This window comes from Pseudomonas sp. DE0010 (assembly GCF_007680745.1).
Lineage (GTDB): Bacteria > Pseudomonadota > Gammaproteobacteria > Pseudomonadales > Pseudomonadaceae > Aquipseudomonas > Aquipseudomonas parafulva_B.
In genome coordinates this window covers 1-503 of record NZ_VEJQ01000059.1, presented here as the reverse complement: position 1 = coordinate 503, position 503 = coordinate 1, and the positions used below count along the sequence as shown (strand labels likewise).

1 protein-coding gene is annotated in these 503 nt (G+C 56.9%); it reads left to right on the top strand.

Translation table 11 applies throughout. The features are described 5' to 3' along the window. Positions 1–503 (top strand): IS256 family transposase (locus FS767_RS21600; protein ID WP_144968148.1); only part of this gene is annotated, 503 nt, incomplete at both ends.

The following is a 503-nucleotide window of genomic DNA, read 5'->3' as shown; positions in this document are numbered from 1 at the left end:
TACCCAGTCATTTTCTTCGATGCGTTACGGGTCAAGATCCGAGAAGAAGGCCTTGTCCGCAACAAGGCGATTTACTTAGCGCTGGGTGTTTTACCCGATGGAACGCGCGATATTCTTGGCATCTGGATCGAGAACACCGAGGGTGCGAAGTTCTGGATGAAGGTCTTTAACGACCTCAAGACCCGCGGCGTAGAGGACGTGCTGATCGCCGTGACCGACGGTCTCAAAGGGATGCCAGAGGCGCTGAGCGCAGTGTTTCCGGCGACAACGCTGCAAACCTGCATAGTCCACTTGATCCGCAACAGCCTCGATTACGCGGCGTGGGACAAGCGCCGTGAGCTGGCCAAGGCGCTTAAACCGATCTATCAGGCCATCAACGCAGAAGTGGCTGAGCAGGCATTGGATGCCTTTGAGAGCGGCCCTTGGGGCAAGCAATACCCAACGGTAGTGGCAGCCTGGAGACGAGCCTGGGATCGAGTGATCCCATTCTTTGTCTTCCCGCC